The organism is Helicobacter sp. NHP19-003, assembly GCF_019703305.1.
In the GTDB taxonomy this organism is placed as follows: Bacteria; Campylobacterota; Campylobacteria; order Campylobacterales; family Helicobacteraceae; genus Helicobacter; species Helicobacter gastrocanis.
Window position 1 is genome coordinate 125,851 of sequence record NZ_AP024814.1, and the last position, 23,461, is coordinate 149,311.

The 23,461-nt window shown below is 48.8% G+C and carries 26 protein-coding genes and 2 tRNA genes; 5 read left to right on the plus strand and 23 right to left on the minus strand.

The genetic code is table 11. The annotated features are described in order from the left end of the window. Positions 1-86 precede the first annotated feature (86 nt). The gene (locus K6J72_RS00720) at positions 87-1,088 is read left to right on the plus strand and encodes an SMP-30/gluconolactonase/LRE family protein (protein ID WP_221279720.1); all 1,002 of its coding nucleotides are present in this window, start codon (positions 87-89) and stop codon (positions 1,086-1,088) included. On the opposite strand, the gene selB is transcribed toward K6J72_RS00720, so the two are convergent. The 7 genes from selB to rpmE form a co-directional block, all read right to left on the minus strand. Next, entirely contained in the window at positions 1,066-2,904 is a 1,839-nt protein-coding gene (selB, locus tag K6J72_RS00725; RefSeq protein ID WP_260320602.1) for a selenocysteine-specific translation elongation factor, read from the minus strand. The genes K6J72_RS00720 and selB overlap by 23 nt on opposite strands. After that, positions 2,901-3,722 carry a hypothetical protein gene (locus K6J72_RS00730; protein WP_260320603.1) on the minus strand — a complete coding sequence of 274 codons (822 nt, stop codon included), beginning with the start codon at positions 3,720-3,722 and terminating at the stop codon, positions 2,901-2,903. The genes selB and K6J72_RS00730 overlap by 4 nt, the downstream gene beginning before the upstream one ends. Next, a complete protein-coding gene (locus tag K6J72_RS00735; protein ID WP_221279723.1) occupies positions 3,719-3,955 on the minus strand; it encodes a hypothetical protein in 237 nt (78 codons plus the stop codon). Before K6J72_RS00735 ends, K6J72_RS00730 begins: the two co-directional genes overlap by 4 nt. A 154-nt stretch (positions 3,956-4,109) precedes the next feature. Beyond that, entirely contained in the window at positions 4,110-5,006 is an 897-nt protein-coding gene (locus K6J72_RS00740; RefSeq protein ID WP_221279725.1) for a hypothetical protein, read from the minus strand. Continuing rightward, positions 5,003-5,677, minus strand: coding sequence for a TrmH family RNA methyltransferase (locus K6J72_RS00745; protein WP_221279727.1), 675 nt, complete (start codon positions 5,675-5,677; stop codon positions 5,003-5,005). The genes K6J72_RS00740 and K6J72_RS00745 overlap by 4 nt, the downstream gene beginning before the upstream one ends. Next, positions 5,678-6,517, minus strand: coding sequence for a 16S rRNA (cytidine(1402)-2'-O)-methyltransferase (rsmI, locus tag K6J72_RS00750; RefSeq protein ID WP_221279730.1), 840 nt, complete (start codon positions 6,515-6,517; stop codon positions 5,678-5,680). 3 nt (positions 6,518-6,520) lie between these two features. Then, positions 6,521-6,724 (minus strand): 50S ribosomal protein L31, encoded by a 204-nt coding sequence (gene rpmE, locus K6J72_RS00755; RefSeq protein ID WP_221279733.1) that lies wholly within the window; start codon positions 6,722-6,724, stop codon positions 6,521-6,523. A gap of 104 nt (positions 6,725-6,828) precedes the next feature. On the opposite strand from rpmE, the gene K6J72_RS00760 reads away from it, so the two are divergent. Continuing rightward, a complete protein-coding gene (locus tag K6J72_RS00760) occupies positions 6,829-7,041 on the plus strand; it encodes a tautomerase family protein (RefSeq protein ID WP_221279736.1) in 213 nt (70 codons plus the stop codon). Positions 7,042-7,071: 30 nt separating this feature from the next. Here K6J72_RS00760 and K6J72_RS00765 read toward each other — a convergent pair whose 3' ends face one another. Genes K6J72_RS00765 through K6J72_RS00820 form a run of 12 tightly spaced genes read right to left on the minus strand, consistent with a single transcriptional unit; the run spans position 7,072 to position 17,749 of the window. Beyond that, the gene (locus K6J72_RS00765; RefSeq protein WP_221279739.1) at positions 7,072-7,539 is read right to left on the minus strand and encodes a ribosome maturation factor RimP; all 468 of its coding nucleotides are present in this window, start codon (positions 7,537-7,539) and stop codon (positions 7,072-7,074) included. Beyond that, positions 7,539-7,883: a 30S ribosome-binding factor RbfA gene (gene rbfA, locus K6J72_RS00770; RefSeq protein WP_221279742.1), complete on the minus strand. Its 345-nt coding sequence runs from the start codon at positions 7,881-7,883 to the stop codon at positions 7,539-7,541. Before rbfA ends, K6J72_RS00765 begins: the two co-directional genes overlap by 1 nt. Beyond that, positions 7,883-10,573 (minus strand): translation initiation factor IF-2, encoded by a 2,691-nt coding sequence (gene infB / locus K6J72_RS00775; RefSeq protein WP_221279745.1) that lies wholly within the window; start codon positions 10,571-10,573, stop codon positions 7,883-7,885. Before infB ends, rbfA begins: the two co-directional genes overlap by 1 nt. Further along, positions 10,570-10,830 carry a YlxR family protein gene (locus K6J72_RS00780; protein WP_221279748.1) on the minus strand — a complete coding sequence of 87 codons (261 nt, stop codon included), beginning with the start codon at positions 10,828-10,830 and terminating at the stop codon, positions 10,570-10,572. The genes infB and K6J72_RS00780 overlap by 4 nt, the downstream gene beginning before the upstream one ends. After that, complete coding sequence (gene thrB, locus K6J72_RS00785) at positions 10,820-11,710, minus strand: homoserine kinase (protein ID WP_221279750.1); 891 nt, start codon at positions 11,708-11,710, stop codon at positions 10,820-10,822. The genes K6J72_RS00780 and thrB overlap by 11 nt, the downstream gene beginning before the upstream one ends. A gap of 47 nt (positions 11,711-11,757) precedes the next feature. After that, on the minus strand, positions 11,758-12,219 hold the full coding sequence (locus K6J72_RS00790) for a hypothetical protein (RefSeq protein WP_221279753.1): 462 nt from the start codon (positions 12,217-12,219) through the stop codon (positions 11,758-11,760). 31 nt (positions 12,220-12,250) lie between these two features. Next, positions 12,251-13,159: a UDP-3-O-acyl-N-acetylglucosamine deacetylase gene (gene lpxC, locus K6J72_RS00795; RefSeq protein ID WP_221279756.1), complete on the minus strand. Its 909-nt coding sequence runs from the start codon at positions 13,157-13,159 to the stop codon at positions 12,251-12,253. Then, on the minus strand, positions 13,156-13,746 hold the full coding sequence (minC, locus tag K6J72_RS00800) for a septum site-determining protein MinC (RefSeq protein ID WP_221279758.1): 591 nt from the start codon (positions 13,744-13,746) through the stop codon (positions 13,156-13,158). Before minC ends, lpxC begins: the two co-directional genes overlap by 4 nt. Before the next feature lie 4 nt (positions 13,747-13,750). After that, on the minus strand, positions 13,751-15,088 hold the full coding sequence (locus K6J72_RS00805) for a M23 family metallopeptidase (protein ID WP_221279759.1): 1,338 nt from the start codon (positions 15,086-15,088) through the stop codon (positions 13,751-13,753). Between the two features lie 9 nt (positions 15,089-15,097). Continuing rightward, positions 15,098-16,384, minus strand: a complete 1,287-nt coding sequence (locus tag K6J72_RS00810) for an outer membrane protein (RefSeq protein ID WP_260320604.1) — start codon at positions 16,382-16,384, stop codon at positions 15,098-15,100. 8 nt (positions 16,385-16,392) lie between these two features. Continuing rightward, positions 16,393-17,055: an outer membrane beta-barrel protein gene (locus K6J72_RS00815; protein WP_221279764.1), complete on the minus strand. Its 663-nt coding sequence runs from the start codon at positions 17,053-17,055 to the stop codon at positions 16,393-16,395. Then, a complete protein-coding gene (locus tag K6J72_RS00820) occupies positions 17,045-17,749 on the minus strand; it encodes a hypothetical protein (RefSeq protein ID WP_260320712.1) in 705 nt (234 codons plus the stop codon). Before K6J72_RS00820 ends, K6J72_RS00815 begins: the two co-directional genes overlap by 11 nt. Positions 17,750-17,841: 92 nt before the next feature. Between K6J72_RS00820 and panB the strand changes: the two genes are divergently transcribed. Together panB and ruvB are read left to right on the plus strand one after the other, a co-directional pair. Continuing rightward, positions 17,842-18,648: a 3-methyl-2-oxobutanoate hydroxymethyltransferase gene (gene panB, locus K6J72_RS00825; protein WP_221279767.1), complete on the plus strand. Its 807-nt coding sequence runs from the start codon at positions 17,842-17,844 to the stop codon at positions 18,646-18,648. Between the two features lies 1 nt (position 18,649). After that, the gene (gene ruvB / locus K6J72_RS00830) at positions 18,650-19,657 is read left to right on the plus strand and encodes a Holliday junction branch migration DNA helicase RuvB (protein ID WP_221279771.1); all 1,008 of its coding nucleotides are present in this window, start codon (positions 18,650-18,652) and stop codon (positions 19,655-19,657) included. Here the strand turns inward: ruvB and K6J72_RS00835 are convergent. Together K6J72_RS00835 and K6J72_RS00840 are read right to left on the minus strand one after the other, a co-directional pair. Then, a tRNA-Ala gene (locus K6J72_RS00835) sits at positions 19,658-19,733 on the minus strand. 18 nt (positions 19,734-19,751) lie between these two features. Beyond that, positions 19,752-19,828 (minus strand) — tRNA-Ile (locus K6J72_RS00840). A gap of 119 nt (positions 19,829-19,947) precedes the next feature. On the opposite strand from K6J72_RS00840, the gene K6J72_RS00845 reads away from it, so the two are divergent. Continuing rightward, positions 19,948-20,940, plus strand: coding sequence for a HoxN/HupN/NixA family nickel/cobalt transporter (locus K6J72_RS00845; protein WP_221279773.1), 993 nt, complete (start codon positions 19,948-19,950; stop codon positions 20,938-20,940). Here the strand turns inward: K6J72_RS00845 and K6J72_RS00850 are convergent. Then, positions 20,937-21,815 (minus strand): pseudouridine synthase family protein, encoded by an 879-nt coding sequence (locus K6J72_RS00850; RefSeq protein ID WP_221280989.1) that lies wholly within the window; start codon positions 21,813-21,815, stop codon positions 20,937-20,939. The two genes, K6J72_RS00845 and K6J72_RS00850, sit on opposite strands and share 4 nt — an antisense overlap. Continuing rightward, on the minus strand, positions 21,815-23,449 hold the full coding sequence (gene pyrG, locus K6J72_RS00855) for a CTP synthase (protein WP_221279776.1): 1,635 nt from the start codon (positions 23,447-23,449) through the stop codon (positions 21,815-21,817). The genes K6J72_RS00850 and pyrG overlap by 1 nt, the downstream gene beginning before the upstream one ends. Between the last annotated feature and the right edge of the window lie 12 nt (positions 23,450-23,461).

Genomic DNA, 23,461 nt, shown 5'->3' on the forward strand with positions numbered 1-23,461 from the left:
CTTTTAACACCTGATTCTAAGGAGAGCCCATGCACCTTTCATGCAATCTGTGTTATCATAAGGGTTTTAAATGATAAAGGAAAACCATGGCTTTTCAAAAATGGCGGTTTTTGCCTCTAGTCGGACTGTTGTGTGGGCTGTTGCAAGCACAAGAAGCCACTTATAAGGTCTATAATAAAGCCTTTAGTGGGCTCGTCAACACCAAAGAACAGCCCCAACTGCTCTACAGCAATGGCAAGTGGCTAGAAGGCCCGCAGGTCTTGGCAAATGGCGATGTGGCGGTGAGCGATGTACGGGCTAATGAGGCTTTGCTTGTGCAAAGGGATGGCACGCATTTTAAAGTCCGCCCATGGTTTACCCCCTCTGGCCCGCAAAATGGGCATGCCCTAGATTGGCAGGGGCGACTACTTGCCACAAATTACGGCAAAGGGGGGATCGAGCGGCTGGAAAAGGGGCATTGGAAGGTGCTTGTGGACAATTACAATGGGCAAAAGTTCAACAGCCCCAATGATTTAACGATCGACCGTAAAGGGCGCATTTACTTCACCGATCCCAAATTTTGGCACGACATGCGCGAACAGGGGGAAGAATATGTCTACCGCTACGACCCCGCCACACATGAGATCAAACGCCTCAACACCCCGCTTTTAAAAACCCCCAATGGGATCGCCCTAAGTCCTGACAACCAAACCTTATATGTCGCCGACAGTCAGTTGGCGCACGACCCTGAAAACAAAAACCTCAAACACCAAGTCCTCGCCTACACCATTGACGCCAATGGGGATTTGTCTAACCCGCGTGTCTTTGCCATGATCGAGCCGGGCTTTCCCGATGGCATTAAGGTTGATCCGCACGGCAATTTATGGGTGGGCAATGGGCATGGAATTTCGGTGTTTAACCCCAAGGGCAAAATGCTAGGCGAAATCATTTTGCCCCAAGTGGTGAGTAATCTCGCATTTAGCCTCAGCCCCAAAACCTTGCAAATCTTGCAACAACACCAAGTCTTTGCCGCAGAGGACAGCCCCGCTTTGTTGTTTGTAACCTCAGCCTCCAATTTGTATGTTTTTAGGCTTGGGGAGGATTTTTAAGGGTGCGCCTGCCCTGTTCGTTATGGGTGTAGCCGCGTTTGTCTAGGTATTCTAAGTAGGCGATGGCGTATTTACGCGAAAGAATCAGTTTCTCTTTAAGCAGCTGGACATCTAGGTAGCCACTGACGCGCAAAATCTCTAGCATCGAATTTATGGCTTTGTCTAGGGCACTCTTAGCGACGAAGACATTATGGCACAGCCTATAAATTTTCTTTTGCTGGCATAAGGCTTTTAGGGCGTCATCGCCCATTTGACGATCGGTGTCTAAATGGTCGTAAAGATTGTAGGGGGCTTCAGGGGTCAAGCCCCCCTCTAAGAGCATTTGGTAGAGCTTATCCTGTAGTTTGTCTTGAAGCTTGTCTAGCTCTAAATGCGCTAAAAGCCACAAACCCCCCTCTTGTTTTAAAAACCCCTCTTTGGCGAGCGCATGGAAGGCTAAATTTGCCAAATGGTGGCTGATGTAGCTGTGCTTGGAGTTGAGGCTTTTGGGACTAAGCAAAGCTTGGGGGTTTTTAGCGTAAATGTTTTTGAGAGTGTAGAGCACGCTTTTGAGGGTTTCTTTGGGGTAAAGCACAAAGTCCTTAGAATCGACTAAAACGCCTTCTAAGGTGTTGGCGATTTCTAGGGCGTGCTGGTGCGTGCAGCCAAAGCGTTGCATGGAAGAGAGCAGGCCAAAGCCCTTTTTATGCGCCCTGACAAGTAGGCTAAAGGCTGTTTTTAAATCCCTTTGGGCTAGGGCTTTTAATAGGGGCAGTTTCACGGGTTTTTTGAGCAAGTCTACAATGGGGTTTAAAATTTTTGCCGCCCCCCACACCCGCTGGTTAATGCTGATGATGGCTGTGTCTAAATAGCATGCAAAGACGGGTGCGTCTAACACCAAAGTGGCATAGGGGTATTCTAAAATGAGAAGTTTGGCGTTGAGCTTATGTGTACCGATTTGCACGCCCACGCTTTGGTTGTGCTTCAAGGGGTCTTTATCGTAGGTGCTAAGCTCGATGTCTAATCTGTCAAAGCCGCGCAAATAGCCCTTAGAACTTAAGAGCATGCCCACTTTTAAATCTTGTGCCTTGACCCCTTGGAGTTGCAAAGCGACTCGCTCGTGCAAGCCTGCCTTTTGCACTTCTTGACCGTGCTGGTGTAAGGTCTTCACCCCCACCACTTGGTTTAAGGAAGCCACCAAAAGCGAATCGCCCTTGCGCACCATCCCCCCCCACACGCTCCCACTCACCGCCACTCCTCGCCCGGGCAACACAAACACCCGATCCACATACAGCCTAAAGAGCTGTTCTAAATCTAAGCCCATTTGGCGTTTTTTAAAAGGGTAGGTGCTTAAAAAGTTCTTTAAGGCTTGGATGCTTTTTAAATCATAGACACTGCATGCCAACACCCCTAAAATGTCTAAAGGGTAGGGCTTTAGGGCGGCGCAAATGGCCTCTTTGCTCGCTTCAATGTCTTGGCATTTATCCGCCTTAGAGAGCACCAAAATACAGGGGATTTTTAATAAAGAAAGCACCAAAGCGTGCTCTAAGCTCTGTTCTTTCACACCCTCGTGTGCATCCACCACAAACAACCCCGCGTCAAAGCCAAAACTCCCGCCCACCATGGTAGACACAAGGCTTTTATGCCCGGGCACATCAATAAAGCCTAGCGTGCGTTCTGCAATCTTTAAATGGCTGAAGCTTAAATCAATGGTGATCCCTCTCTCTTTTTCATGCACACTGGTGTCGCCCTCAAAACCTGTCAATGCCTTGATGAGCGCGCTTTTGCCATGGTCGACATGCCCACAAGTGCCTAAGAGAAAATAAGGGGGGATCACCGCTGTGTGGGTTGCAACAACACTTTAATCCCCCCCTTTAGTACGAGGGGATTATTCACATCGCTCACCCGTACAAAGCGGACTTTATCGCCAATGTGGAGGCTGATTTTTTCTGTGGGGTTAGGGGCGGCCATGTATTTTAAAATGTGTAGTGAAGAGTCGAACAAGCTCACTTGTGGCTGCCACTCTGTGCTGCGGGCAAAGACCACTAAATGCCCCGGACTGGTGATGTCTAACCAATATTCCCCGCTGATCTCTTTGAGCTCTAGGGCGTGCCCTGTGGGGATTAGAGGTGTGGCGTGGGCTAGGCGGGAGGTTTGCACCCTAAAGGCGTACTTCCACTCTTTTAAATTCTTGCGCTCCAAATCCACCAAGTCAAAGCCGTATTTGGCAAAGAGTTTAGCCGTGAGCGTGGGGTCTAGGGCGTATTCGGTGCTTAAGCTAAAAGTTGCGCTGCTGCTGTCTCCTTTGTGGTGCACTTGCAACACACTAAAATAGGCATACCCCATAGAAGAGAGCACGCTTTGGATTGTTTTAAGCAAAAGCAAGGGGGAGGTTTTGGCCACAAAACGCACCTGCAACAAAGAAGGATGGTTGAACTTCAAGGGCAAGAGCCCATTTTCTTTAAGGGTTGTGAGGACCTTGCGGATTTGCAACACCCCTTGATCGTAAAAAGCCGCCCGATCTTGAAAAACCCTGTGGATAAAATTTTGGTTCGTTTGGTAGAACGAGCGATCCATGAGGCTCTTGATTTTAGAATCGAGCGCATCGGCACTTAAAAGGGCGCATAAAACAACGCCTAAGAAAAATATTCTCACTGGCTGCGTTCTTTATAGTGGGCTAAGCTCAAACGGACAAAGCCCCTTTTAGGGGTGTAGAGCAAGCGCACGGGGCGATCTCTGTTGAAGTCTAGGTGTTTGTCCCCTGCCTCAATGGATAAATGCCCATTGCCAAAGGCCAAGAGCCAGCTGTGCCCCTGTGTGTCGAAGCTAAAAGGCTCTGTGATGGTTGTTTGGCTTTTGTGCTTGGTTTTTAGATCAATTTGCTCCATCCACAGATCGCCCTTGGTGGGGGTAATAACAATTTGGGGGTACTCCGTTGCTTTAGGTTTGTTGTCCTTGGCAGGAGGGGTTATTGCCTGCGCTGTTTCTGTGGTCGTGGGGGGTTGTAGGGGTTTTAGGTTGGGGGCACTCTCTTGCGCTGTTTTAGCAAGGGGGGTCTTTCTGGGTTTCTTTTGCGCTTGTAGCGGGTGTGGGGGAGTCTTTAGCTTGATTGTCTTTGCTCCCCCTTGTTGAGGTTGTGTCAAACTCTTTGACTTTGGTGTCTGGGGCTGGGCTTGGTTTTTCCACTTGGACGGTTGTGTCCTCTTGGTCGGGAGCTTTGTGGTGGCTTAAATAAAAGAACACTCCAAGCCCCACAACCAGCACCACCGGTAGCACAAAAAATGCTTTGGATTGCTTGGGTTCTGGGGTGGGGGTTTTGGGTTCGCCCACTCTTTTACTGTCTAAAAAGGGAGACGCGTACTCTTGTGTGGGCTCGGGCTCTTTAGAAACTTTAGACTCTTTTTTAGGTTTTTGCTCTTTGGGCTCTTTAGACTCTTGGGGTTTCTCTGCCCTTTTAGATTCTTTGGGCTCTTTAGGCTCTTTGGGTTGCTCTTGCCATTGCTCTTTGGGTTGTCCTTTAGGCTGTTCTTGCTCTTGCACTTGCACTTTGGGGGACTCTTGGCTCTCCTGCCTGTCTTGCGGCTCTGCTTCTCTAGCCCGCCCTTGTTTTATTGCCTCTTGGTGTCCCTCTTGTTTGGAGGACTCTTGCACTTTGGGGGGCTTGGGGAGCTCTTTAGAAAGTCCACTTTCTTTTTTAGCCCCAAAAAGGTTTTGGTCGTACTCCACAAGCCATTGGCTCAAATCCACGCCATATTCTTTCTCCAAAATCTGCACAAAGCCCACGGCGTGTACCCTTTGCACGGAGTCAAAGTCTTTTTCCAAAATGGCTTTGATTTTGGGGTTTGACAGCTTGGTATCTTGCGCAATCGCTGCTGCACCCTTTTTGGCCAAAAACGCCAAAGTTTCGTTTAATTGCTTGCTTTTTTCTTCTTCGTTCATTTCCTTGCCCTATCCATGATAATGGCCCCCGCAACACTCACATTTAAAGAGTTGCTACCCCCTTGCATGCAAATGTGCAGCAAGCCATCCATTTTTTTAAGAATTTTTGGGCTTAAGCCCTCCCCCTCAGCCCCTAAAAACACCGCCAAACGGGGCGCAAAGTCCACAAAGCGCACATCTGCGCCCTCTAAATGCGCCCCATAGCACACCACCCCCGCCCCCTTAAGCTCGCAAATGGCATCCAAAAGATTGGGACACACACAAAAAGGTACACCATAGAGCGCACCCAAACTCGCTCTAACCAAACCCTCATAGGGCAGGGGGCGATCTAAAACAACGCCCTCAAACCCAAGTGCTGCCACGCTCCGAAACAACGCCCCCACATTGCCTATGTCGCTTAAACCACACAGCACTAATAGGCGATCGTAGGTTTTAAGTGTGGCTAGTTCGCTCAAAGTGGGGGGGGCGACTTTTGCCAAAAAGCCCTGGTGGTTGCCCCCTTTGGCTAGGGCTTGGGCTTTTTTAAAATCCAAACAGACGATGGGGGTGTGCGCACTTTTAAGCAGGCTAAAGGTCTTGGAATCTATGTTTTTAGCTAAATAGATTTCTTGGAATTTATTGGGGTGATTTTTAAGCATGTGTAGGACCACTTGTTTGCCAAAAACGACCATTTAACCCTCTAAAGTTTGGGTGTAAAGAGCTTTGGGAGCAGTGTTTGTGAGCTGGGCGAGTAACTTTGCCTTGATCTTGGGGGGTAAGGACATTTGGGCAATCTGCGTGTAGGACAAGCTAGGCTCAGCCTCCTCTTGGTTTTGCAACACCAAAACCCACTCGCCATGCAACGCCTTAGAGTGCTGTAAGGCTCTTAGCTGTGTGGCGACTTCTAACACAGGGCCTTTAAAGCGCTGTTCGTGTAATTTGCTCACCTCTTTTATGGCAAACAAATGAGAGTGGCTAAAAAGTGCGCTCAAGTCTGCAAGCGTGTCTAAGAGCCGCTGCGGACTCTCATAAAACACAAACACCCCCGCTTGCCCCTTTAAGTTTGCCAAAAGGGCACAACGATCCCTAGCCTTTGGGGGCAAAAAACCCACGAAGTTAAACCCCGCACTTTCAAACCCGCTTGCGCTGTAAGCCCCCACGCACGCACTCGCCCCAGGCAAAATTTCATAAGGGAGATTGTGCTCTTGGGCAAAAGCGACCAATTTAGCCCCCGGGTCGCTCACACAGGGCATGCCCGCATCGCTGATGAACACAACTTCTTGGTCTGTGAAGAAGTTGGGGGGGGTTTGGCGTAAAAAAGCCTCTTGATTATGGGAATGGAAGGGCAAAAACCGCTTTTCTTGGGCACTTCTTAGGGGAGTCGCCCATTCTTGTTGCTTGAGTAAAAACAACAGCCGTTTGCCCACCCGCACATCCTCACACAAGCACACGGCACAGCCAGCAAGGGCTTCTAAAGCCCGCCAGGTGATGTCCCTTAGATTGCCAATAGGGGTTGCGCTGAGCGTAAGCAAAACTTATTGTATTTTGTATTTTTGTTTGAAGCGTTCGACACGCCCGGTGGTGTCGGCGATTTTGTCGCTACCGGTGTAAAAGGGGTGGCAAAAGCTAGAGATGTCGATTCTTAGCTCGCTCTTAGTGCTCAAAACCTCAATCTCTTTGCCGCTAGTAACACAAGTAACCTTGCATGGCACATACTCAGGGTGGATACCTTTTTTCAACTTAAATTCTCCTCAAAGTTTTCGCCGATTATAGCTAATCTTTGCTTAGTTTTTAGGGGTAGTTTTTGCTAAAATAGGGGGCAAATTTAAAATAAAGGATCGCTATGCCTCTTGTCAACATCAAACTCGCCAAAGAAGACACCCCCGTAACCCCCGAGCAAAAGAAAGCTCTCATTGAAGGGGCGACAGATTTGTTGGTGAAAGTGCTCAATAAAAACCGCGCCACAACGGTGGTACTCATTGAAGAACTCACCCCCGATAGCTGGGGCATAGGCGGGCAAAGCGTACAAGAAATCCGCCAAAACACCAAAAAGTGAAGCCAAAGCCCCAAATGGGGCAAGATAAGTTTACGCTTTTTTGGGGTTTTTAGCCTTGCCAAATTCAAAGATCGTTTTGGCTTTTTTGATTTTGTCTAGGCTTAGGGGGGTTAAAGTCCCCTCAGTATTTAGCACGATCTCCTGCCCTTGTGCACTCTCTAGCACGCCCCTTATGCGGGTGTTGTCGCTAAGCCTGCACTCGATTAAATCCCCGATAGAAAGGGCAAAATGTCTAGGCTTGCTAAGGGTGCGCTCCAGCCCCATAGAGCTCACCTCTAGGGTGTAGGCTTTTAGACTCGGGGCACTCACATCTAAAAGTGGGGAGATCAGCAGGCTTGCCTCTTGGCACACATCTAGGCTCGTGGGGCGATCACAGGCTTTAATGCTGACACGCAAAATGTCGGTTTGGTTTTCTTTTAAAAACGCCACATCGTAAAGGGTGCAATTAATGCCCTCCAAAGTCTTTTCTAAGAGTTTTTCTAGCTCTAAAATGTCCATCACTTGGTCCTTATGCGCTCAAAGAGGGCATCGAGCCTTTGTTGCTCTTCTAGGCTCTCATCAATCATAAAAGCAAAGTTCGGGCATTTAAACCAGCCACTCACCTGCAAGACATGCGCCTTGAGTAAGGGGGTCGCCTTTTTGAGGGCTTTTAAACTCCCCACCCTTTCCTCTGGGCTCAAAAACGCCCCATCTATGTAGGCTTGGGCGTGGTATTTGCCCTTAGAGCAATGCACCTTCGTTAAGGTTAGCCCACTCAAGCGGGGGTCGTCTAGCGCGCTCAACGCCTCTTGTAAATATTCTAAAAGTCCCGCATCTAGGCGTTTGGCATGGATGTTCTCCATTAAAGCACCCTTGTCTTGTGGATTTCTTTAAAGCTCTCAAAGACATCGCCCACCCGTACATCGTTGTGGTGATCGAGCATGATCCCGCACTCGTAGCCCTTAGAAACTTCGCTCACATCGTCTTTGAAGCGTTTTAAAGACACGATTTTACCCACATGCACCACCACACCCTCACGGATCAAACGCACCTTAATGCCCTTGTTGATGACCCCATCGACCACCATACAGCCGGCGATTGTGCCGACTTTGGGGATCACAAAGGTTTCTCTCACCTCAGCTTGACCTGTGTCCTCCTCTTCCACAACGGGGCTCATCAAGCCGCCCACAAGGGCTTTCATGTCATCAAGCAAGGCGTAAATCACGCTGTAAGTTTTGATTTCCACCCTAAGCTCTTTGGCTTTAATGCGGACATTGCCTGTGGGGCGGATATTAAAGCCCAACACCAAAGCGTGGGGGTTGTTTGCCACCAAACTCAAATCGTTTTCGCTGATCGAGCCCACCCCAGCGCTGATCACTTGCAAGCTCACTTCCGCATTGTTTAGGGCAAGTAGGCTGTGTTTGATCGCCTCTAAACTCCCCTGCGTGTCGGCTTTGAGCACAATGGGGATGTTTTGCAACTCTTTATTGGCGACCATAGAAGCCAGCTCGTCTAAATGCACCTTTGTGCTTTTGCTTAGGGCTTTTTGGCGTAAATAGGTCGCCTTTTTGTGCGCCAAACTTCTTGCGGTGTTCTCGCTATCCACCGCCACCAAAACCGATCCTGCCATCGGCACTTCGCTAAGCCCCGTGATCACCGCCACTTGAGAAGGTCCTAGGGCTTTAATGCTCTTGCCCTGATCGCTTGTCATGGTACGCACCTTACCAAAGGCAATGTCAGCCACCACCGGATCGCCCACTTTGAGCGTACCATTTTGCACGATCACGGTCGCCACTGCCCCCCGCCCCTTCTCTACGCTACCCTCTAAAACCACCGCCTTAGCTGTGGTGCTGGGCGATGCCTTAAGTTCCATGATCTCAGCTTGGATCAAGATCGTTTCTAAGAGATTATCGATGCCCTCGCCTGTTTTAGCCGAAATGGGGATGAACTCATGCTCTCCGCCCCAATCTCTGGGGTTAAAGCCCAGCTCGGCACACTCCGCCTTGAGTTTATCCACATTGGCGTTTTCTTTGTCAATTTTATTCATCGCCACGATGATTTGTACGCCCGCCTCTTTGGCTTGTTTAAACGCCTCGATCGTTTGGGGTTTGACTCCATCATCAGCAGCAATGACGATGATGGCGATGTCGGTAACCTGCGCCCCCCTCTTACGCATTTGGCTAAAGGCTTCGTGCCCGGGGGTGTCGATGAAGGCGATTTCTTTACCCCCCCTTTGCACCATGTAAGCTCCGATGTGCTGGGTGATCCCCCCCGCCTCACTGCCCGCCACCCGTTGGTTGCGGATTTTATCCAGCAAAGAAGTTTTGCCATGGTCCACATGCCCCATGATGGTTACAACAGGGGCGCGTTCGCTCAAATCTTGCCCGGTTTGCTCGGTCTGCGTGGCTTCCTCCACGAACACCTGTGTGCTTTCCACCACCACTTCTAAGCCAAATTCTGCCGCTAAAATCTCAATGGCATCTCTGTCTAAGAAGTCGTTTTTAGTGACCATCATGCCAAGATTAAACAAGGTCTTAATGACATCGGCTAGATTGAGATTTGCGCTCTCGGCAAACTCATACACCCGTACTTCCTCAGAAATGGTGATGCTTCCTTGCACACTCTTTTGGGCGTTATCGGGGCGATAAACGCGCTTCTTTTTGGTCGAACGGCGAATCCCCCCCTCGCTCATCCATGGGTTTTTGCGCTGGATTTTGACACGGTCGGTTAAAGATTTTGGGGCAATCTCTTCAGGAGCTTCCTCTTCCTCCAGATCTTTGACATGGAAGTCAAAGAGCATGACCTCATCTTGTTCGTCCTCGTAAAGATCGTTAAAGCCCCTCTCTTGGGAGAAGTCTAGCTTATGTGCACGGCTCTTTGTCCCCGGCTTGGCGGTGCTCTTGGTGGGTTTGGTGGATTTTTTGGGTTTGAGCTGTTCTTTAGGCTCGGCATTTAAGGCACTCGCTCTGGCGGCGGCTCTAGCCAAAGCGGCTTCTTCTTGGTCGGTGCGCTTGACGATTCTAATGCCCCTTGTGCGCCTTAAAAGCGGTTCTGTGGTGGGCGGGGGCGGTGGGGGCGTGGGGGCGGCGACTTGGGGTTGCGCTTTAGGCTCTGGGGCTTTTGTCTTGTCCACCTTCTCTACTTTTTCCACCTTTTTTCTACTTTTGCCTCCACTTTTTAGGCGCGGCTTTGGGGGCTGGTTCTTTTTTAGGGCAGGTTTGGGTTTCTCACCGGTGCTGACAATCTCAATGCTGCGCTTTTTTTGCACTTGAGGCTTTTGGGGAGCGGGCTCTTTTTTAGGGGTGCTCTCTTGGGCTTCTTGCATGGGCTCTTTTTTAGGCGCGGCTTTGGGGGCTGGTTCTTTTTTAGGGGGCTTTGGGCGCACGGGGGCGTTCTTGCTGGTGATGAAATCGTAGAGCTTGCCTGCGGTTTCCTCATCTAATTTAGAGTTTGCCTTAAGGCTTAACCCCATTTCCTTCGCCTCTTCGATCACCATTTTTACATCGGTGCGCCCTAACTCTAGGGCAAAGTCTTTCAAGGTAATTTCGCTCATTTTGTCCTAATCTCCTCTAGCCAGCTTTGCAAATATTCTTTGTCTTTGGGGGTGTTTTTAACCCTAAGCACCTGTTTTAAAAGGTTTTTATCATCTAGGCACGCATGGCATAGATAAAAACTGCGCCCCACACCGCTAAAAGGTAGAATGCGCCCCCCCTGCACGCTAAAGCGCAACAACACCGCTTGTGAAAAACTTTGGCGGCAACACACGCATGTACGCATGGCATTCTTAGAACAAAAGGCACTAACCCTCAACCTGCACTCCTTCATTCTCAAAATCTAAAACCATCACCTTAAAATTATAATACTTTTTTTGTAACCTTGCTTGTAAACCGGGCGCATCCCCAGCGTAACAGAGGTTAAAAAAAGACGACCCACTGCCTGAGAGCGTACTCATCAGTGCCCCACTCTCTAAAGCGAGCTTTTGCACCCCATAGAGCACGGGATAAAGGCGCATACGCCGATCTTGGTGCAAGCGATCCTTAGAAGCTAGCCGCAACAACTCCCATTTTTCTTGCATAAAAATCATCGCCATTAAGCTAGAGCGAGAGAGATTGTAGATCGCATCCGTGTTGCTGTAGCGCTTGGGCAGGGCTTGGCGGGCAAATTTTGTAGAGATCGAATGTGTGGGGATCACCACCACAGCCTTAAGGTAGTCGGGGATTTGTGTACGCAAATGGTAGGCTTTGAGTCGCCCATTGACCTTCTCCACCACCGCCACATTAAAGCCTCCAAAGACAGCGGGCGTAACATTGTCTGGATGGTTCTCATACACCAAACTTTCTTCTAAAATCTCTTCTTTCCTAAGTTGCCCGTGTAGGTAGTGGCTAAGGGCACTCAAAGCCCCCACAATGATCGCCGAACTGCTCCCAAGCCCCCTAGAAATGGGGATAGAGTTATAAAAAGAAAACTCAAAATTCTCCTTAATCCCCTGTTGCGCTAGCGACTCTTTAAAAATTTTGACAAAAATATTATCCACTAAGAATTTAGAAAACCCCTCGCCCTCGCCTTGGATGCGGATGCTGGTAAATGTAGCAGGGATCACGCTAAAGCGGTTTTTCAACGCTAAACTTAAACCCAAACAATCAAAGCCCGGACCTAAATTCGCGCTCGTAGCAGGCACACTGACGACCAATCCACTTCCTGATTTTCAAATATAGGCTCTATTATAACCTAAATTCTTTAAACGGGGGGTAAAAAATACAGCGGTTTGTTGTCTGTAGTGAACAAAAGCGGGTCTAAAACGCTGGGTAAAGCCATTTCTTGGCATTTGGGCGGGCTTTCAAAGGTTTTTAGCACCACTTGATCATCTTCGAACACATAAAAGGACTTGCCAAAGGCTTTTATGGGGCTTGCGCCATTGAAGGCAAAGCCTAGGGCGGAGTGTAGGGGGGTGGGGTTTAAGAGCACCCATGCATGCACGAAAATGTGCGTGAGCTTCATCGCCATGAAACTGCCCGGCCCTTTGACATAGTAAAGGACTTGAATCGCCAAGTCTTGCGCTTTCAGCCACTCTAGTAAGTTCTCAAAGATTTCAATCAAGGCCACATTTGTGCGCTCGTTTGACACCAAGGCATGCAGAAACTCCCCACTTGGAGCATAAACCCCAACTTTAACAGGTTCTTGTAAAGAAAGAATGAGCACAGCACACCCTTTGGGTGCATTTTTAGGCGGTTTAATGGTAGGCGCGCACCATTTCTAAAGATTGGACTTGTTGCAAGCTTGGGGTTAAGTTCAAATGGACGATTTCATAAGCTTGGCTCTCCAACACCTTTTGCACAAGCTGAGCGTTGAGCTTGTGGCTGCCCATGCACGCTTGGTAAGCTCCAACCACGCCCATGCCCAAAAAGGCCAAATCGCCCATTGCATCTAGGATTTTGTGGCGCACAAATTCTTCTTCATAGCGCAAACCTTCTTTATTGACGATGCCATGCTCGTCTAGCACGATACAATTGTTCAAATTGCCCCCCTTGGCCAATCCTATGGAGCGCAAATAATTCACCTCTTGCAAAAAGCCAAAGGTCCTAGCTTTGGCGATTTGTTCCTTGTAGGCGTGTTTGGAGAAGGCGAAACTATAATGCTGCTTTCCGATCGCTGGATGGGCAAAGTCGATGTTAAAATCTAGGGAGAATGCAGGGGCGGGGCTGATTTTAACAAACTTAGGACCCTCTTCGACTTTCACCTCTTTGGTGATTCGCATGAAGGGTTTGGGGGCCTCCAGTTCGGCAATGCCTGCCTCGTCTAAGAGCATGCAATGGGCGATGGCAGAGCCGTCCATGATGGGGATCTCCTCATTATCCACAGAGATTTTTAAATTGTCGATCCCATAGGCACTGATCGCCGATAGGAGGTGTTCGACTGTGGAGATTTTGGCTTGTGGGTTAGCCAAGTTGCCTAAAGTGGTCGCCATCGTGGTGTCGATGACATTGGCCCGCTCTAAAGGGATGTCCACACCCAAATCTGATCGTCTAAAAACAATCCCGCTGCCCGCTGGCATGGGTTCTAAAACCATTTTGACCGGCACACCCTTGTGTAAGCCAATCCCGACCAAGTCAATTTGTTTAGCAATTGTTCGCTGTTTCATGCAATATCCTTTATGTTGACTATATCGCCATTTTTGGTAATCAGTTTTAATTTGGTGTTTTCATTGATGCGCTCTAAGTGTGCTTGGCTTAAAATTTCGCCTTGAAACACAAGGTGGGAAGAGTAGATATTTTGAAGCACCATATACACCCCCATGCAAATGATGATCCCCTCACATTTGCCGTAAATGCTGATGTTTTGCGCGGTGTGAATCTTTGCTCCGTGATTGACATTGCCAAGGATCACCAGGCTACAAGGGCTGTCGATCTCCTCCCCACTGCGGATATGTCTTTCATAGATTTGCACCTGGGGGCTTTGGGGGGATTTTAAAGATTCGGGTTCTTTTCCTAAAGCCTCATACAACACGACTTGATCACCCGCCTTGCCCCTGAGCTCCTTGGAGCTGAAGCTGTAGGCAAGCTCATGTTTTTGCAAGCTTTGTTGCACTTCAGGGGGGATCGGGCTTTTAAACAAGAGCAAATAATTTTGGAGCAAGGGGGCGTTTTTGTCAATGAAGTTCAAATAGTCTTGACTTTCAGCTCCCTCTAGCTCAAAACAACGGATTTGCTTTTGTCTTGTTCGCAGCATCGCTTCATTTCTCCCGGATTTTTTGTTGCGCTTCTTGGATAATGTCGTTGAAATTATTGATGAAATGGGCATCCATCCATTCATTGGGGTAAACCGGCACCCCTTGAATCAATACATTAAAATGCACATGATCGTATTTGCTCGTTTTATTTTTGCCACTAAAGCCTAAAACGCTGTTTGGCTCTAAAGTATCCCCTTTTTTGGCTAAAAAGTCCGACAAACTCCCATACATCGCATACATTCCTAAGCCATGCGAGACCAAGGCGCTCTTGCCATAACTTTCGATCTCTTCTTCTAAAACCACACGCCCCGGGTTGCTCGCTAAAATGGGCGAGTGTCTGCCAAAGAAATCCACACCATAATGCGTGAACTCACCTATTTTTTGCTTGCCAAAGGTGTAGGTTCTGTGCGCACCAAAAGTGGCTAAAACCCTAGGTCTATTGCCTAAAGGTTTAAAGGGCTGAAGGGTGGTGGGCTCATAGGCTAGGACTTTCTTTAAATCCTCTTGAATTGTCTGTTGGATTCCCAATTCTGCGTTCAAACGGTCCAAGCCGGGCAAGTGTTTGAGGCTCTCTAGGGCGGCTTGTTTGTCTTTATAATCCTTGCTTAAGTCTGTGGTGTATTCGCGAATGGGGATTTTGGTATTTTTGATGAGTTTCAGGGGCAAGCTGGTGAAATTATAGGCTTTATCTCGAGCCAAAATTTGCCCATTAAAGGTTCTGTGGCGCAAAGACCAGGGGAAGATCACAATGTAGTAGCCGTCTTGCATAAAAGAAAACACTTTAAAATCTTCAAAGCCATTGTTGAACCACACCCGATCCAACGCGTCCTCTTGTACTTTAAAAATCGCTAGTGCGCTCCCGCCATAAGTGATGCGGTGCGACTGGGCGATCATTTGGATTTTAGGGGGGGTGGTGTCCAACACCAAGTCAAACACCTTTGTGCTGGCATTGCCATTAAAGAAGTTGGCATAACTCCAATCCACCACTTTAACTTCATAGCGCAAGTGGGTTTGGTCGTTTAGCTGAATCGTGGGCTTAGGCAACTCAAAGCTTAGGCTTGTGGGCTCGTCTAAAACGATTTGGTCTTTTTCATACACGACCAAATGGTCGCTAGTCGTGGTTTTAATGTGGTAAGAGCGGATTTTTGCCAGCGTGGCTAAATTGACTTGGATGTTGGATTTTAAATTCCAATGTGTGGGGTTTTCTATGACACTGGGTTGCGGGGCAACCACACGCATGGTGAGAGAAATATTGGCAGTGTCCTTTTTGGTGATCGCATAGTTATAACTCAAATACCCTCCCGCCACCAACAAAGCCGTTACACTTGCACGCCACAACATCAAACCCCCTTAAAACGCATACAACACATTCATCACAAGCAAGCTGCTGCGTTTAAAGCCTGTGTCTTCACTGATGAGTTGCTGGCTATTGCTCTTGCTGGTGTAAATGGCGGGGGTTTCAAAACCTAGCCGCAAGTAAGTGAGCGGGATTTTTGTCCCCACTTCAAAACGCAGATGGCGGTTGTAGGTGAAAGCCACGCCTAGATTAATCGTATAATCCACCTGTACTAGAGTGCGCCAAAGAGTGTCTGGGCTGCTAAAGCCTGCTTGCACCACTTGATTAAAGGCACTGTAGCGTTTGTCTTTTAACACCATAAGTCCCACGCCAAAGCCCGCATACGCCCCCAAAAAGTGCTTTCTTTGTTTTTCTAGGGGTGCGTCAAAGAGCAAGTCCATGTTTAAAGAACCCAGCCCATAAAAGAACCCTCCAAAGCCATGAGAGGTGGTGTTGCCATTGAGAGTGGCGTATTTGCCAAACCCGGGGATGAAGAGCAAATCCCCATAAATGCGGGTGCCAAAATAGGGGTTGAAGTATTGTTGGTAGCCCAGCTCCACATTCATCATGTTCGCCGTTCCGCTTAAGTTTGGCAAGGTGCTAAAAATCTCTTGTTGCTCGGGAATTCCCAGCGCCACACTTTTGGCTTGTTGGCTGTGATAGGATTCGTCAATGATCCCCCAACCATAACCTCCGCCCAAGAAAAACCCGCTCTTTTCTTTGGCGATTTTATAACCTGCGGCCTTCTTTGCCCGTACGCCCTTTTTGGCATGTTTAAAATGCTTGTCCAAATAGTCTTTGGCGTATTCAAACTTCGTTTGGGGTTTGCCACCCAAGTCCGTGATTTGCTTTTTGAGGGTTTGGATTTGCTTGTCTAATGCATCCAAGTGTTCGGCGTTTTCAGTGTTGGGGTTTTCGGGCGCTTTGGAGGGCAAGACATGCAATGCATTTTCTCGGTCTTCTTGAGGTTGGTTGTTGGCGCGCTGGGGCTGTGGGGGCTGTGTGGTTTGTTGGGGTGTGGCGGGTTTGTTGGGGACAATCACGGGAACGGCTTTAGGGCTTTTGGAGGGCTGGATGGCCTGTTGCTGGGTTTGTCTAGGCCGCTGGTGTTGTTGGGGCTGTGGGGGCTGTTGTTCTGGTTGTTGCAACTCGCCTTCTGGGAATAGATAGGGTTGTAAATTGTATTCAGGGCCACCCATGTGTGGATCTTCTTCAAGCATGTCGGAAACAGCCACTAAAGCGGGCAAAGGTTGGGCTTGCGCCCAAGCCCACACAAGTCCCATTGCCAAAAAAGTTCTCATCAAATCCCTTAGAGTAAAAAGTTATAGCTGATGTAGTAGATGTTTCCGCCCGCAAAGGAATATGCAAAGGCGTGGCTGTATTTGAGCGGCGGGATTTTAAGCGCAAGCTCGATTCTATGGCGGGTGTTTAAGGTGAGTGCCACCCCCAAATTGACGAGCAAACCAAAACCATTGGGGTTGTTCTTAGCGTTGGGGTAGTCCTTATAGCCATTCCAACCCACCCCCAGCCCGCCAAAGACCCCCACTGCATATTTTTTATACTTGTCTATGGGTTTGTCCATCACTAAATCTAAATTCATGGTCGCAATTTGGTAGGTACTGGTTTGACCCGCTTGCAACACACTTTGCGCCACCCCGCCCAAATACTCTCCATAAAAGCGCAACCCCGCCACTTCGCTGTGGCCCAAATACTTTTGGTAACCCACACGCACGCCATAGAGCAAGGGAAAGCCCTTATTAGTGATTCCATCGACTTTTAAATTCGTTTCTGCCAACACAAAGCCCAAAAACGGCCCGCTCTTTTTTTTTGCCATCTTTTGATCCAACTTGGCTTGTCTGGCTTCGTAAAGCTGCCCTTTGAGCATGTAAATCATGAACTGCTTTTCTTGGATGGCTGATCTAGCACTCAGCGCACACACACAAATGCATAAAACAAGGGGCTTAAAAGACATATTGATACCCCACATGCACAATCCCCCCCCACCATGAAATGTCTTTATTTGCCAGCAATTTAAACTCCAGCTCCACGCGGTTATGCCCGAAAAAGTTAAACGCCACCCCCGTGTTTGCCATCATCCCAAAAAACGAATTGGTGCTGATCCCTTGAGCGATCACGCCCACGCCCACGCCCAAAATAAAACCCACAGACAAATACCGCCCCACGAAGGGCAACACCGGATCGATCATCAAATCTGCGTTGAGCATCGCACTTTGGTAGGCGATGCGCCCAAAACGCGATTGTTTAGGCACGCCCCCGATGTATTCGATGTAAATGCGCCGCCCGACCACATTAGGGCGGAAGGTCTTGGCAAAGAGTGAGGGGCGGAAGGTCTGGTAACCAAAGCGCACTCCAATTGCCCATAAGTAGTTTAGATTATTGCCCGTAATGCTCGCACTGCCCGTGCGCTCCCTAATTTGGTTGTTGTAGAAAAAACCCGTGCTAAGCCCGATCATGAGGCCTGTCTTTTTCTCAGCATCCTTGATGTCGGTGATGAGTCGTTTCACATCTTTGTTGCTGTAGGTTTCGTAAAACTTAATGTATTTGTAATACTTAGGGTCTAAATGTCCATAATCCACACTCTCCGACCCCCACAAAAAAAGCGGCAAAAGCAAAAAGGAGGCAAAAGCCCCACCATTTATCCTCAAATCATCACTCCAAACAGCTACAAAAGCGTACATGCAATTTTAGTCCTATCATAGCATTTTAAAGGTAAAATGTCCTAAAAACTAGGTTATCCGTGAAAAAAATCAACTTGAGTACCTTATACACCAAAAAACACCCCAAAGAGGGCAATAAAGCCACAAAGATCAGCGCGATCACGGCTTACGATGCCCTGTTTGCGTCCATTTTTGATCCTATCATTGACTTCATTTTAGTGGGCGATAGCTTGAACATGAGCTTTAATGGCAAGCCAGACACCCTAAGCGCACATATGGATTTAATGCTTTACCACACCAAAGCAGTGTGTCAAGGGGCAAAGCGGGCGTTTGTGGTGGCGGACATGCCCTATGGTAGCTACAACACAACCAAACAAGCCGTGAAAAACGCCATGCGTTTTTACCAAGAGAGCCTAGCCGATGCCGTGAAATTAGAAGGCGGGATGCAAAAAGCCCATATCATCAAGGCCCTCGTGGGTGAGGGCGTGGCGGTGATAGGGCATGTAGGGCTCTTGCCCCAAAGCGTGCGGGGCGTGGGGGGCTATAAGATCGTGGGTAAAAACGCACAAAGTGCGCAAAAGGTGCTAGAAGACGCTTTGTCGGTGCAAGAAGCGGGGGCAAGCCTAGTGGTCTTAGAGGGTGTGGTGGCGAGCGTAGCCACAGAGATCAGCGCAAAATTAGACATCCCCACCATCGGCATAGGCAGCGGGGCGGGTTGCGATGGGCAGATTTTAGTTTTTAGCGACATGCTAGGGCTATTTAGTGCCTTTAAGCCCAAATTTGTGCGTACCTACTTAGAGGGGGCTAGTTTAATTCAAGAAGCCCTAAAACGCTATGTTGCCGACATCCAAGGGGGCAACTTCCCTAGCCCTGAAGAGAGTTACTAAAATGGATCGGGTCGTCAATTTAGAAAAGTTAGAGTTTGAAGAGCAAGAGAACCTCAGCCTAAGACCGCATTTATGGCAAGAATACATCGGGCAAGAGCCTTTAAAAAAACTCTTGCAAGTTTCGATCAACGCCACAAAGAAAAGGGGCGACACCTTAGACCATATTTTATTCTTTGGACCCCCGGGCCTTGGCAAAACCACTTTAAGCCACATCATCGCCCAAGAGTTAAACACCCCCATTAAAGTTACCACCGCCCCCATGATTGAAAAGACGGGGGATTTGGCCGCCCTGCTCACCAACCTAAAACCCCAAGAAATTTTATTCATTGATGAAATCCATCGCTTGAGCCCGGCCATTGAAGAGGTGCTTTATCCGGCTATGGAGGATTTTAGGTTAGACATCATCATCGGCTCTAAGGCGGCGGCACAGACGATCAAGATCGATTTAGCCCCCTTCACACTCATCGGGGCGACCACAAGGGCGGGGATGTTAAGCAACCCCTTAAGAGACCGCTTTGGCATGCATTTTCGTATGGAGTTTTACAGCATAGAAGAGTTGCAAGCCATCATTACGCAGGCGAGTTTAAAACTCAAAAAACCCATTGAACCGCCCGCAAGTTTAGAAATCGCCAAACGCTGTCGGGGTACGCCCAGAATTGCCCTGCGTTTGTTAAAACGGGTGCGCGATTTCGCAGACAGCTTTAACGAGGCGCAAATCAATTTAAAGACCACACAGCACGCCCTAGAAGCCCTGGGCGTGGATATGCATGGGCTAGATAGCCTAGATTTGCGTTATTTAAATTTGCTGGTGGGCGCAAAGGGGCGGCCTTTAGGGCTCAACACTTTAGCCGCAAGCATGCACGAAGATGAAAGCACGCTTGAAGAAGTCATTGAGCCGTTTTTGTTGGCCAACGGCTATTTGGAGCGCACGGCCAAAGGGCGCATCGCCACGCCAAAGACTTATGAGGCGTTGAAGTTAAAACCGATAAAACATTTTTTGTTTGATTGATGGTGGAGGATAGCGGGCTCGAACCGCTGGCCTCCTGCGTGCAAAGCAGGCGCTCTCCCAGCTGAGCTAATCCCCCAAAGGTGGAGCTAAAAAATGGTGGGCTTAAGAGGACTTGAACCTCTGACCTCACCCTTATCAGGGGTGCGCTCTAACCACCTGAGCTATAAGCCCTCAAGTCTTTCAACCTAAAAACACGCATTTTATCCTAAATTTTCTAAAATTTAGCTGAAATGTATTTGGCTGGTGCTACAATGGCAGTATTACCAAAATTAGAAAAATAAGGTTTAAAAATGCGTTTGTGGCTACCCTATGCATTGGCAGTTTTATTTTTACACATTTTGGGGCTGGTGTTGCTGGTCTTGGCACACAACCCCGTCTTTTACGGCGCGGCGCTCACGGCCTACTTCTTAGGCACTAAGCACGCCTTTGATGCCGACCACATCGCTTGCATCGACAACACCATCCGTAAACTCTCACAACAAAGGCAAAATCCTATGGGGGTGGGCTTTTACTTCTCAATGGGGCACTCTAGCGTGGTGATTGTGATGACGATTGTTACGGCTTTGGCTTTGCATTGGGCAAAAGAGCACACGCCCATGCTCGCACAAATCGGCGGTGTGGTGGGGACTTTGGTGTCTGGCTTTTTCTTGTTGGTGGTGGGGATTTTAAATGGCGTGATTTTAATCGACTTGTTTAAGGTCTTTAAGCGCACCCGCCACAACGCCCACGACGACCAAGAAGCACTAGAGCAACTCTTGCAAGAGCGCGGACTCTTAAACCGCTTTTTTAAGCCCCTCTTTGCCTTCATCTCCAAAAGCTGGCACATCTACCCCATTGGGTTGTTGTTTGGGCTGGGCTTTGACACGGCGAGCGAAATTGCTTTGCTCGCCCTCTCTAGCAGTGCCATTAAAGTGAGCTTTTTGGGGATGCTGTCCTTGCCTATCTTGTTTGCAGCGGGGATGAGTTTGTTCGACACTTGCGATGGGGTCTTTATGGTAAAGGCTTATGACTGGGCGTTTAAAACCCCCTTGCGTAAAATTTATTATAACATCACCATCACGAGCTTAGGCGTGCTGGTGGCGTTGCTCATTGGGCTCATTGAGTTGTTTCAAGTGCTTAGCCAAAAACTCCACTGGGAGCTTACGGGGGTTTTGGGCTACTTACAGCATTTGGATTTTGGGGATTTGGGCTTTTATTTAGTGGGCTTGTTTGTGCTGGTGTGGGGGATTTCGTTTGCCATTTGGCATTTAAGCGGGCTAGAAAAACGCGCCCAAAGCGCTTAATTTAGATACAGGGCGTAGCGTAAGCCATACAGGCTAAAGCTTAAGCCCACCGCCTCTAGGGCGAGCTTGGTTTTATGACGCCCAAACTCCCCGACAAAATCCGCCTTTTTCGCGTCTAAATACGCCCTAGCGTCCATATCCTCTATATAGAGCGGTTCGCCCACAAGGGGGTAACCCAAATAGCTTAAATGCAAGCGGATTTGGTGGGTACGCCCCGTTAGGGGGATAACTTTTAAGCGGGTTTGGTTAGTTTGGGGGTCGTAGCTTTGTATCTCTATGGTGGTGGCGCTGAATTTGCCCGCTTTGTCAATTTTTGAGCGCACGCCCAAATCCCCCCGGATGCTGGCAGGTTCCACAATGGGCAACACCACACTAAACGCCCCGCTGGCATATGCCCTTAAATCGCCCTGCACTAAGGCAGCATAGGTCTTCACGACTTGCCTAGAGCTAAACAACTCCCTTAAAGGCTTTTCGTGTGCTTTGGCTTGGCTGGTTAAAACAAGCCCGCTGGTTTCATAGTCTAGGCGGTGGATCAAGCGGGCTTGTGGGTTGTTGGCGTAAATGCTTTCATACAGGCTGTGCGTGGTGTAGTTTTTGGGGTGGCTGTAAAGGTTTTTAGGCTTGAAATAAAGAGCAAAATGGGGGGTGGCAAAAATGGGGGCAAATTCTGGGCAAGAAGTGGGCTTAAAAAAGAGCAAACGCACGGGTTCGTTTAAGATCTGCGCTTTGTGGATCTTTTGGCCTTGCAAAGTGGTTAAACGCCCCCGATCGATGTAGCTTTGGGCTTGCTTGAAATTACAGGCAAGAATCTCGGCGACAAATTTGGTCGCCTTGATGGGGGCTGTTGGGGCAAAAACTTCAGCGACAAAGGGCATTACATGCAAGCTTGCACAAACGCCTTAAAGAGCGGATTAGGAGCGATGAGCCTTGAAGTGAACTCGGGGTGGTATTGCACGCCCAAAAAGAAGGGGTGGTCTTTAAGAGCCATCGCTTCGGTGAGATTTTGGCTGTGATCAAAGCTCTGCCCCACGACCTCTAAGCCATGTTTGGCGTAGCTCTCTAAATAGTCGGGGTTGATGGTGTAGCGGTGGCGGTGGCGCTCATAGACCTCTAGAGCGTTGTAGGTCTTGGCGATGAGTGAACCCTCTTTTAAGCTGATTTTATGCGTGCCAAGGCGCATGCTCGAGCCTTTATGCGTGGTGTTGGCTTGGCTCTCGAGCAGGTCAATGACCTTATGGGGGGCGTTTGTGTCAAACTCGCTGGAGTGTGCCCCTTTTAAGCCTAGCACATGGCGGGCAAATTCAATCACCATCACCTGCGCCCCTAAGCACACCCCAAAGAAGGGCTTTTTAGACTCTCTAGCGTAGGTGATGGCGTTGATCATGCCCTCAATGCCCCTAGAGCCAAAGCCCCCGGGCACTAAGAGTCCATCCACGCTTTGTAAGGTGCGTGCCACCCTCTCTTTCAGCTGGGTTTCGCTTTCGCCCTCTTGCAACTCAAATTCCTCGCTGTTGATCAAGACGGGCTCGACTCTGACTTTTAAATGCGCCCCCACGCAAACCATGCTCTCTAAAAAGCTTTTATACGATTCGCTCAAATGCACATACTTGCCCACAAAGGCGATTTTTAGAGTTCTTTGGGGGTTTAAAATGTGATGCACCAAACCCGCCCACAAATCAAATTGGCGGTGATCGAGTTGAGCTTCCATGTTGAAGTGCTTGAAGAGCGCATCTAAAAGCCCCTCTTGTAGGTAGTTGGCCGGGCAGGCGTAAATGCTGGGTGCGTCTTTGGCTTGGATGACATTTTGCACGGGCACATCACAACTGCTGGCGATCTTGGCTTTTAAATCCGCCCCCAAGTCTTGGCTGCAGCGGGCAAGAATGATGTTGGCACTCACGCCCAAGCGGCGCAACTCAATGATAGAGTGTTGCGTGGGCTTGGTTTTAAGCTCCTGGCTAGTGGCGATGTAGGGGACTAAAGTTACATGGATATTAGCCACTTGTTTAGAGCCCAGGGCGTTTTTCAGCTCTCTTATGGCCTCCAAATACACCATGCCCTCAATGTCGCCCACCGTGCCCCCCACTTCCACGATTAAAAAGTCTTTGCCCTGTCCGAGTTTTAAAATCCGCTCTTTGATCTCCTCCACAATGTGGGGGATGACCTGTATGGTTTTGCCTAAATACTGCCCCTGCCTCTCTTGTTCGATCACGCTTAAGTAAATCTGCCCGGTGGTGAAGTTATTTTCCTTAGAGAAGTCTTTATTCAAAAAGCGCTCATAGTGCCCGATGTCTAGGTCTGTTTCGCTCCCATCAGCTGTAACAAAGACCTCGCCATGCTCAAAGGGGCTAAGCGTACCCGGATCTATGTTGATGTAAGGGTCGATCTTCAACATATCCACTTCAAAATGGCACATTTTCAGCAAATGCGCCAGAGAGCTGGATGCCACGCCCTTGCCCAAGGAACTAAGCACTCCTCCCGTAATGAAAACAAATTTAGTCGTAATAGACATGTTTAATCCTTG

Excerpts from the sequence above, each read along its gene's own strand:
- K6J72_RS00760 (WP_221279736.1), top strand. The coding sequence starts at position 6,829 with ATGCCTCTTGTCAACATCAAACTCGCCAAAGAAGACACCCCCGTAACC.
- K6J72_RS00740 (WP_221279725.1), bottom strand. The coding sequence starts at position 5,006 with ATGAACGAAGAAGAAAAAAGCAAGCAATTAAACGAAACTTTGGCGTTT.
- K6J72_RS00810 (WP_260320604.1), bottom strand. The coding sequence starts at position 16,384 with ATGAGAACTTTTTTGGCAATGGGACTTGTGTGGGCTTGGGCGCAAGCC.
- K6J72_RS00745 (WP_221279727.1), bottom strand. The coding sequence starts at position 5,677 with ATGGTCGTTTTTGGCAAACAAGTGGTCCTACACATGCTTAAAAATCAC.
- minC (WP_221279758.1), bottom strand. The coding sequence starts at position 13,746 with ATGCTGCGAACAAGACAAAAGCAAATCCGTTGTTTTGAGCTAGAGGGA.
- ruvB (WP_221279771.1), top strand. The coding sequence starts at position 18,650 with ATGGATCGGGTCGTCAATTTAGAAAAGTTAGAGTTTGAAGAGCAAGAG.
- K6J72_RS00720 (WP_221279720.1), top strand. The coding sequence starts at position 87 with ATGGCTTTTCAAAAATGGCGGTTTTTGCCTCTAGTCGGACTGTTGTGT.
- K6J72_RS00805 (WP_221279759.1), bottom strand. The coding sequence starts at position 15,088 with ATGTTGTGGCGTGCAAGTGTAACGGCTTTGTTGGTGGCGGGAGGGTAT.
- lpxC (WP_221279756.1), bottom strand. The coding sequence starts at position 13,159 with ATGAAACAGCGAACAATTGCTAAACAAATTGACTTGGTCGGGATTGGC.
- K6J72_RS00735 (WP_221279723.1), bottom strand. The coding sequence starts at position 3,955 with ATGGAGCAAATTGATCTAAAAACCAAGCACAAAAGCCAAACAACCATC.
- K6J72_RS00845 (WP_221279773.1), top strand. The coding sequence starts at position 19,948 with ATGCGTTTGTGGCTACCCTATGCATTGGCAGTTTTATTTTTACACATT.
- K6J72_RS00850 (WP_221280989.1), bottom strand. The coding sequence starts at position 21,815 with ATGCCCTTTGTCGCTGAAGTTTTTGCCCCAACAGCCCCCATCAAGGCG.
- pyrG (WP_221279776.1), bottom strand. The coding sequence starts at position 23,449 with ATGTCTATTACGACTAAATTTGTTTTCATTACGGGAGGAGTGCTTAGT.
- infB (WP_221279745.1), bottom strand. The coding sequence starts at position 10,573 with ATGAGCGAAATTACCTTGAAAGACTTTGCCCTAGAGTTAGGGCGCACC.
- rbfA (WP_221279742.1), bottom strand. The coding sequence starts at position 7,883 with ATGGAGAACATCCATGCCAAACGCCTAGATGCGGGACTTTTAGAATAT.
- K6J72_RS00815 (WP_221279764.1), bottom strand. The coding sequence starts at position 17,055 with ATGTCTTTTAAGCCCCTTGTTTTATGCATTTGTGTGTGTGCGCTGAGT.
- K6J72_RS00765 (WP_221279739.1), bottom strand. The coding sequence starts at position 7,539 with ATGGACATTTTAGAGCTAGAAAAACTCTTAGAAAAGACTTTGGAGGGC.